This window comes from Nocardia vinacea NBRC 16497 (genome assembly GCF_000308835.1).
GTDB classification, from domain to species: Bacteria; Actinomycetota; Actinomycetes; order Mycobacteriales; family Mycobacteriaceae; genus Nocardia; species Nocardia vinacea.
The window spans coordinates 1-8,375 of the sequence record NZ_BAGN01000009.1 but is presented as its reverse complement, the minus strand read 5'-3'; the positions used below and the strand labels follow the sequence as shown (position 1 = coordinate 8,375).

Here is an 8,375-nt window from a genome sequence, read left to right as displayed (position 1 = left end):
GCGGGAGCACCAGCCTGCGCGGGAGCACCAGCCTGCGCGGGAGCACCAGCCTGCGCGGGAGCACCAGCCTGCGCGGGAGCACCAGCCTGCGCGGGAGCACCAGCCTGCGCGGGAGCACCAGCCTGCGCGGGAGCGCTCGCTGGGCTCGCGCCCCCGCGGGTCGCGTCCTTTTCGCGACGGGCGGCGGCGAGGAGTTCTGCGCCTCGGCGGCGCGGGGGTTCGTTGGACGAACGCGGCGGCGCCGAAGGGGGCGGGGCTTCGGACTGTGCCGGAGTGGAGGCGGATGAGGGCGCTGCCATCGCACCGGTGGCGATGCCGCGTTCGAGGCGCTCCAGGCGTTGCAGGGTTGCGGATTCGGCGTCGGATACCGACGGAAGAAGCATGCGGGCGCAGACGATTTCGAGCAGGAGGCGGGGGGCGGTGGCGCCGCGCATTTCGCCGAGGCCCTCGTGCAGGAGTTCCGCGTGCCGGGCCAGGGTGGCCGGGCCGGTGCGTTCGGCCTGTTCGCGCATGCGGTCCAGCACATCACCGGGGCCGGAGACCAAGCCGCGGTCGGCGGCATCGGGGACAGCCTGCATCAGGATCAGGTCGCGCAGACGTTCCAGCAAGTCGACGGCGAAGCGGCGCGGATCGTGCCCTGCCTCCATGACGCGATCGATGGTGCCGAAGAGGGCAGCGCCGTCGCCGGCGGCGAGCGCGTCGATCGCATCGTCGATCAGCGCGACATCGGTGACGCCGAGCAGCGAAACCGCCCGCGAATAGGTGACGCCCTCGGGACCGGCGCCCGCGAGCAGCTGGTCGAGCACACTCAGGCTGTCGCGCGGCGACCCACCGCCCGCGCGAATCACCAACGGGTACACCGCTTCCTCGACCGGCACCTGCTCCTGCTCGCAGATCTTGCCGAGCAGTCCGCGCATGGTGGCGGGCGGCAGCAGCCGGAACGGGTAGTGGTGCGTGCGGGACCGGATGGTAGGCAGCACCTTGTCCGGCTCGGTGGTGGCGAAGATGAAGATCAGATGGGCGGGCGGCTCCTCGACGATCTTGAGCAGCGCATTGAACCCGGCCGTGGTGACCATATGGGCCTCGTCGACGATGAACACCCGATACCGCGACTCTGCGGGCGCATAGAAGGCCCGATCGCGCAGTTCGCGGGTGTCGTCGACACCGCCGTGACTCGCGGCGTCCAGTTCGATCACATCGAGGTTCCCCGGACCGCCCGGTCCGAGCGCCACACAGGACGGGCAGACGCCGCACGGTGTCGAGGTCGGGCCCTGCACACAGTTCAACGAGCGGGCGAGGATGCGCGCCGAGGAGGTCTTGCCGCAGCCCCGGGGACCGGAGAACAGATAGGCATGACTGATGCGACCGGTGTCGAGCGCGATACTCAGCGGGTCGGTGACGTGCTCCTGACCCACCACTTCAGCGAACGTTGCCGGTCGGTACTTCCGGTACAGAGCCACGGCCAGAGGTTACCGGCGCCCACCGACAAAGCACATTCCCCTCGACCGACAGGCCGGGCGCGGCGTGCTGCCGGGCGTTTCGCGACAGTAATGTGATGTAGATCACAGGATGCTCAGATCTTTGTTAGCCCCCACTGATCAGCGCCGAAGGTGGCAAAGTCGGAGCAATCGAAGATCGAGAACGGACGAACAACGAATTTTGGCGCCCGTCCAGTGCACTTCGCGGCGATTAGTTGAACTCACGCCCCGGTTCGAGAGCTATTTGCGGAGATAACGAATCAATCAACGAGCATGACATGGACGCAATCGCCTGGCTACCGTGGTTAGCGGCAACTTCGGTAGCCAAACCTTCATCAGGTTGGTGGCCCCGGCCGGTCCCTCATCCCGACCGGGGCACAACCTGAAATCCCACAACTCCGGCGCTTTTCGCCGAACGCACACCACTTCCACCGGAGGAAATTTCCACCGTGCCGTCGTGTGACGACATTGCCGCCGCCTGGCTTTCGAGCACCGATTTCGCCGATGACCATGCGGCCGTCGACCTGCTCAGCCGGGCGATCAGCCCCCAGGACTTCGCGATCAAGCGCGATTCGCTACCGGTGGCCGCAGCCGCCGATCCGTCGACCGCCGCCGCCATCCTCGAACTACTGGAACGCGGCCAGGTGCCGACCATGGCGGCGATCCGCACCCTCACGGCGCAGAACGAGATGCGCCGGGAGGCCGAACGCATCGAACGCCTCGGCCGCCGGGCCCAGCGCAGCATCGATGACTTCGGCCGCGTACTTGCCCGGCTGGCCGAGGACCATTGGCTCGCGCACGGCGCCGGCCCCACCCGGCGTGACGTACTGCAGTCCGAACCGGTGATGACACTGATCCGGGACCGGATCGGCGATATCGCCCCGACCGCGGTGAAACACCTCTGGTTGATCGAGCGCGCACAGCGTGCCGGCTGGATCGCCTCCAATGCCAATCCCGGATCCCTTTGCGCTGCAAGACGCTTCTACTCCGCGAAGTACGGCAATCGGGTCTCGTTGCGACCGGTCAATACGATCGGCACGATCGTCGCGACCTACCTGCGCGACTATCTGGCCGAAAATGACCGCGCGCCGCGCTGGTCCACCCTCGCCCACGACCTGCGCGACGATCGCGGCCGCCGACTGTTCCACGACACCGCCGACGCGCGCATCCAGCGCCGGTGGCTCACCACCGCCGAATGGATGGCCGAGAGCGAGGAGCTCCCGGTGCCCGGGCGACGCGGTCTGCGCGCATTGGCCAAGAAGGCGCGGCGCTGAACTGTCTGGGCCGATACCCAGGGACAATGTGACCATTCGGTAACTTCTTCGCAACGCATACACGCGTGGAAGGAGTTACCCCGTGTCCTCAACCATCGATCCCGCGGCCACCGCCTGGCTGCTCATCAGCACCGCCCTGGTGCTGCTGATGACGCCCGCGCTGGCGATTTTCTACGGCGGGATGGTGCGCTCGACCGGCGTACTCAACATGCTGATGATGAACTTCATCGCGATCCCGCTGGTAACCGTGGTGTGGCTGCTGGCCGGTTACAGCCTCGCCTTCGGCGAGGACGCGGGCGGCGGACTGATCGGTAATCTCGACCACTTCGGGATGGCGGGCATCGATCCGAATTCGGTACACGGCACGATTCCGGAACTGCTGTTCGCCACCTTCCAGCTGACCTTCGCCATCCTCACCGCGGCACTGGTCAGCGGCGCGATCGCGGACCGCGCGAAATTCGCGGGCTGGATGGTCTTCGTGCCGCTGTGGGCGCTGGCGGTCTATGTGCCGATCGCGCACTGGGTGTGGGGGCCGGACGGCTTGCTGGCCTCCTTCGGCGCGCTCGACTACGCGGGCGGCATGGTCGTGGAGATCGCCTCCGGCGCCTCCGCGCTGGCGCTGGCCCTCGTGCTCGGCCCGCGCATCGGCTTCAAGACCGATGCGATGCGTCCGCACAACCTGCCGTTCGTACTGCTCGGTGCGGGTCTGCTGTGGTTCGGCTGGTTCGGTTTCAATGCCGGGTCGGCGCTATCGGCGGATGGTGTTGCGGCAGCTGTCTTCCTGAACACTCTGGTGGCGGGCTGTCTGGGCATGCTCGGCTGGCTCGCGGTCGAGCAGATCCGCGACGGTCGACCGACCACCTTCGGTGCGGCTTCAGGCGTGGTGGCCGGTCTGGTCGCGATCACGCCTTCCTGCGGTTCGGTGAATACGCTCGGCGCGCTCATCGTCGGCCTGACGGCCGGTGTGGTGTGTTCGTTCGCCGTCGGCTGGAAATTCAAGGCGGGCTACGACGATTCGCTCGATGTGGTCGGCGTGCACTTCGTCGGCGGCATCGTCGGCACACTGCTGATCGGACTGTTGGCCAACCAGGTGATGACCGGTGGTGTCGAGGGCCTGTTCTACGGCGGCGGACTCGCGCAGTTCGGCAAGCAGCTGGTCGGCGTGCTGGTGGTCGCGGCGTATGCGTTCGCCGTCTCCTTCGTGCTCGGCAAGGCCATCGACCGGTTCGTCGGATTCCGGGTCAGCAAGGAAGACGAGACAGCGGGCATCGATTTCGCACTGCATGCGGAGACCGCGTACGCCGAAGGCGTGCACGGACATGCGCCGCGTCGGCACGGCGAGGGGCACTTCGGGCAGTCGCACGGCGGCGATCACTGATCCACCGGCGGCGCGAAAGTACTCGCTAGGACACCTCGTCCGACGACATATTCCACGTGTTGCATTGAAATGTCCGGTCGTAGTTCTGGCCTTGCTCGAACCACGCCCCGTAGTGCTGGGTGGTGCCGTGATCGCGGGCATCGCCGGACTTATCTCCACGCCCGTACTGATCCGCTGTTGTTCTGCTTTGCTCCACTCTGTCGAAGGCACCATCGACGACCGAGGTGCCGACATACATTCCGGCAAAGCACTGCGCCTCCAACTCCAAGCGCCGCGACAACTCCAGCCCGAGCGCGCTCCGCGCTCCAGCATCGGAACGCTGACTGCTCATTGCCTGGGTAATGCCGGAGATCGCCTGCACATGATGGCCGTACTCGTGCGCGAAAACCGTCAAGTAGATCACCGTGTCGTTGCCGTACCGCTCGATCTGGATCTTGTCCAGAGGCATGTAGATCGTGTGGTTCGCCGAACAATAAAATGCTGCCCAATTGGCACTGCCGGAGCCACATGGTGACGCCGCGTCCGCCCCGCGTGCCGGCACGCTCACAGCCGGGCTGGAGTACGGCAGGTTGGCGCCTTGTAAAGCGGGACGCCATTTCTTATCGAGACATGCGGAGGCAGCCTGGAAGAACCGGGTGGCCGCATCGACCGTCGGGGCCCAGGCCGGATAACTGCAGTCGGCGTTGATCACCCCCGACGCGCTGTCGCTGAAAAGCGGGTTGTCACCGGTTTTCGCAACCGGTTGCGGTCCAGCGGGTTTCGTCGTGGTCGGCGCGGCGGCGCGCGTTGTGGTCGCGGCCGCGGCGCGTGATGTCGGGCCGGGCGATGAAGTCGGCGGGGTGTAGGTGTAGCTCGGCGTCGGCGGGGTGTAGGCCGACGGGCGGTTGCGCTTCTTCTCGTTATCGGCCGAAATCGCCGATGCGACAAACAGTCCGGCAACCAGGACGACAGCCGTCAACACACCGAACAGGGCACTGAGACCCGCACCCGAACTCCGCCGCCGCGGCGGGTACGGACGCGGAGGATAACCCGGCCGCTGGTACGGCATCGGCGGACCGTACGGCGCGGTCGGTGCCAGATAGTTGGGCGGATAACCCGGTGGCGGGCCATATCCCGCCGGATAACCCGGCGGCGGCTGGTACCCGGGTGCGGGTTGATATCCGGGCGGTGGCTGGTATCCCGGTACAGGTTGATATCCGGGCTGCTGCTGCGATCCGGGCGGCGCAGATCCAGGCGGGGAACCATAGCCGTAGGGCGGCTGCGTCATCTACTCACGACACCGAACTGGCCGACGCGGTGAACGTATTGCACTGTGCCGCCCGGTCTTTGTCCACTCCGATCTCGAACCAGGTGCCGCCGTTCTCCGCGGTCCCGTGATCGCGCATATCGCCGCGCTGGTCACCGCGGCCGTGGGCGTCGCGGCGGGCGAGAGTGATCTGCCCCGTGGTCAGCGAACCGCCATTGGCCGAGGAGCCGAGATACATGCCGTCGAAGCAGTTGGCCTGCAACTCGATTCGGCGCGAAAGCTCCAAACCCTTCTCACTGCGCACGCCCGCGTCGACGCGATCGCTATTGGCCTTGCGCAGGATTCCGGCCATCGCCTGCACGTGGTGACCGTATTCGTGGGCGAAGACCGACAGGTAGACGATCCAGTTGTCCTTGAACAGGTCGGTCTGCAGCTGACTGAGCGGCATGTAGATCGTCTTGTTCGCCGGGCAGTAGAACGCGGCGAAATTACTCGTGGAGCCGGTGCACGGCGTGGTGATGCCGTCCGTGCTCGCGCTGACATTCAGTGTCGGCGACTGGAACGGCAGATTCTTCTGTGCCAGTACGGGTTTCCACGCCGACTCCAGGCAGCTCGCGGCGGTCTCGAAGAACTTGCGCGCGGTGTCCACCTGCGTGCTCCACGGTGCGTACGAGCACTTCGCCGGAATCAAGGTGGCGTTCGGATCGGTCAGCAGTGGGTTGGTTCCGGTCTCCGATACCCCGCCGTTCGAATCCGGGGTGTAGGTCATGCTCGGGCCGGGGCCCGACGCGGTGCTGCTGAGCCTGCCGTGCGAAAACGCGCCACGCACCAGGCCACCCGCGACGACGAAGACAATGATCAACAGCAGCGCGATCCACCCGCCGCCACTCTTGCGCCGCTGTGGTGGACGCCCGGGTGGACCGTAGGGAGTCGGCGGCGGCATCGGCGCGCGCTGTCCGTATCCGGGCGCCGGATAACCGGGCTGCTGGGCATAACCCGGCGGCGGACCATATCCGGGTTGACCGTAACCGGGCGAATAACCCGGCTGCTGGCCATATCTGGGCTGCCCATAACCCGGCTGCGCCGGCGCAGGACGATATCCGGGCTGTCCATATGGCGAACCAGGACGCGGCGGAACCGGTTGTCCACCAGGCGGAACCGGCCCGTAGCCGTACGGTGGTTGGGTCACGTCCCCCGTACCCCCTCGTCTCATGATCGCCGACCGTATTGAATTTGCGGCGCTCCGGGTCCCTTCGTGGGTCCGCTCGTCGCCCACCGCCACCCTCAACGGGCGGCCTGCGGCCGACTGTATCTATCCTGGCGCTACCGCCTGCGGGCCCGTCGCTCGCGCCGGGCTGCTGACGCAGCTTAGCAACTTGTCTAGAGTAGGCAGCCATGCTGACTTTACGGGGGGGCGCCGCGAGCGCGCTGCTTCTCGCCGCTGCGGGAATGCTGGCCGCCGCACCGGTTGCCCACGCGGAGCCCGCAACCGATGGCGTCGATATCGTCGCGGATCTGAAACTGAGCCGCGAGGGTGTGCTCGAGGTCATCGAGAAGGTGACCGTTCCCGCCGACAGCAGCTTCAAAATGACTCTGCCCCTTCGGCTCAAGGTCGGCGATGACGTCGAACGCGTCTTCAAGGTCACCGATGTCGATACCAAGGGCACCGGCACTGCGACCGTCGCGAACGATCTGTTCACCATCGATGCCAAGCCTGGCGAATCGACGTTCACCTACGCGATCCACAACACGGTCAGCGACGCACCCGGCACCCAGGTCTTCCGCTGGCTCGGCACCATCAATGCCGATGTCGTATCGATCGACGCATCCCTGATCAGCCCGAGCTACGAAATGGGCGTGGTGGACTGCAAATTGGGCCCGCCCGGCAATCTGCGGCAGTGCTCCGATCTGCAGATCGAGGCGGACGGGGTGCTCTACTGGCACCAGACCGACCTACGCAAGGGCGACAATATCGACCTGACCCTGCAGATGCCGCCCGGCACGGTGCCCGCCAACGCCGATATTCGCGACAACAGCGAGGCCGGCGCCTTCTCCTTCACAACTCCGGTGCTCGTCGCATTCGGTGTGCTGCTGCTCGCACTGGCCGCAATGGCGGGCTACGTGCTCAAGACCAGGCGGGAAAACGCCGCCGCCACAGCCGGTTCGGAGACAATCGATCCGTTGCTGCGCGACGGTACGCAGGTCCAGTTCACCTCTCCGGACGGCATTTTGCCCGGCGAGGCGGGCGTACTGCTCGACGAACATGCCGATCCGAGCGACATCGCCGCGACGGTGATCGACCTCGCCGTGCGCCGGTACATCTGGATCACGCCTGTCAGCGATAGCGATTGGCGCATCGACCGGGTGAACGCACCCGATGACCAGCTGCGCGATTACGAGAAGGCGGTTTACCGCGCACTGCTGCCGGACGGCACCGATTCGGTGACCGTCGGCGAGTTGCGTGCGCCGGGACGCGTGCAGTCCCAAACCGTGCGCAGCGCAATGCTCGCCGATGCGGTCGAGCGCGGTGCATTCATCGATCGGGCCCGCATCGGATTGCCGATCCTGCTGGGTGGGGCACTGATCGTTGCCGGTATCGCCGCGACCATCACCTTGGCGCTCACCGCGGGCAGCGCACTGGTCGGCGTCGCGATCCTGCTCGCCGGCGTCGCGACGGTACTGCTGCCGCGATTCCTACCGGTGCGCACGGCTCAGGGCCGCGAACTCGTCGGCCGGATCCGCGCACTGCAGCGCGGCCTCGACGCGACCACCCGCGACCAGATCCCGCCCGCCGACCAGGAATTGGTCTTCTCCCGAGCGCTGCCGTTCATGGTGATCGGCGGTCGTGCCGACAACTGGATCCGTGCCTTCCGCGACCTGAACCCCGCCGCCGACTCCCAACCCGGCCTCTACTGGTTCGGCACCTTCGAACGCGACCGCAACCTGCAACGCTTCGCAGGCCACTTCCCCTACTTCATCACCGCCCTCGAAGGACTCTT

The 8,375-nt window shown here is 66.5% G+C and carries 6 protein-coding genes; 3 read left to right on the top strand and 3 right to left on the bottom strand.

All coding sequences use genetic code 11. The features are described from left to right. Positions 1-1,460: DNA polymerase III subunit gamma and tau (locus tag ON44_RS01675; RefSeq protein WP_157187023.1), on the bottom strand; the 1,460-nt coding region annotated here is incomplete at its 3' end. A 467-nt stretch (positions 1,461-1,927) separates the two neighbouring features. On the opposite strand from ON44_RS01675, the gene ON44_RS01670 reads away from it, so the two are divergent. Together ON44_RS01670 and ON44_RS01665 are read left to right on the top strand one after the other, a co-directional pair. Then, positions 1,928-2,752, top strand: coding sequence for a hypothetical protein (locus ON44_RS01670; protein ID WP_040685977.1), 825 nt, complete (start codon positions 1,928-1,930; stop codon positions 2,750-2,752). An 82-nt stretch (positions 2,753-2,834) separates the two neighbouring features. After that, positions 2,835-4,130: an ammonium transporter gene (locus tag ON44_RS01665; RefSeq protein ID WP_040685976.1), complete on the top strand. Its 1,296-nt coding sequence runs from the start codon at positions 2,835-2,837 to the stop codon at positions 4,128-4,130. A 25-nt stretch (positions 4,131-4,155) separates the two neighbouring features. Here ON44_RS01665 and ON44_RS01660 read toward each other — a convergent pair whose 3' ends face one another. Together ON44_RS01660 and ON44_RS01655 are read right to left on the bottom strand one after the other, a co-directional pair. Further along, entirely contained in the window at positions 4,156-5,397 is a 1,242-nt protein-coding gene (locus tag ON44_RS01660; RefSeq protein ID WP_245566973.1) for a neutral zinc metallopeptidase, read from the bottom strand. 4 nt (positions 5,398-5,401) lie between these two features. Then, on the bottom strand, positions 5,402-6,589 hold the full coding sequence (locus tag ON44_RS01655; protein WP_245566972.1) for a neutral zinc metallopeptidase: 1,188 nt from the start codon (positions 6,587-6,589) through the stop codon (positions 5,402-5,404). A 182-nt stretch (positions 6,590-6,771) separates the two neighbouring features. Here ON44_RS01655 and ON44_RS01650 point away from each other — a divergent pair. Further along, the coding region (locus ON44_RS01650) for a DUF2207 family protein (protein WP_051181322.1) at positions 6,772-8,375 on the top strand (1,604 nt) is incomplete at its 3' end.

What these genes read in the sequence shown, in the direction of transcription:
- ON44_RS01660 (WP_245566973.1), bottom strand. Translation starts at nt 5,397, where the DNA reads ATGACGCAGCCGCCCTACGGCTATGGTTCCCCGCCTGGATCTGCGCCG.
- ON44_RS01655 (WP_245566972.1), bottom strand. Translation starts at nt 6,589, where the DNA reads ATGAGACGAGGGGGTACGGGGGACGTGACCCAACCACCGTACGGCTAC.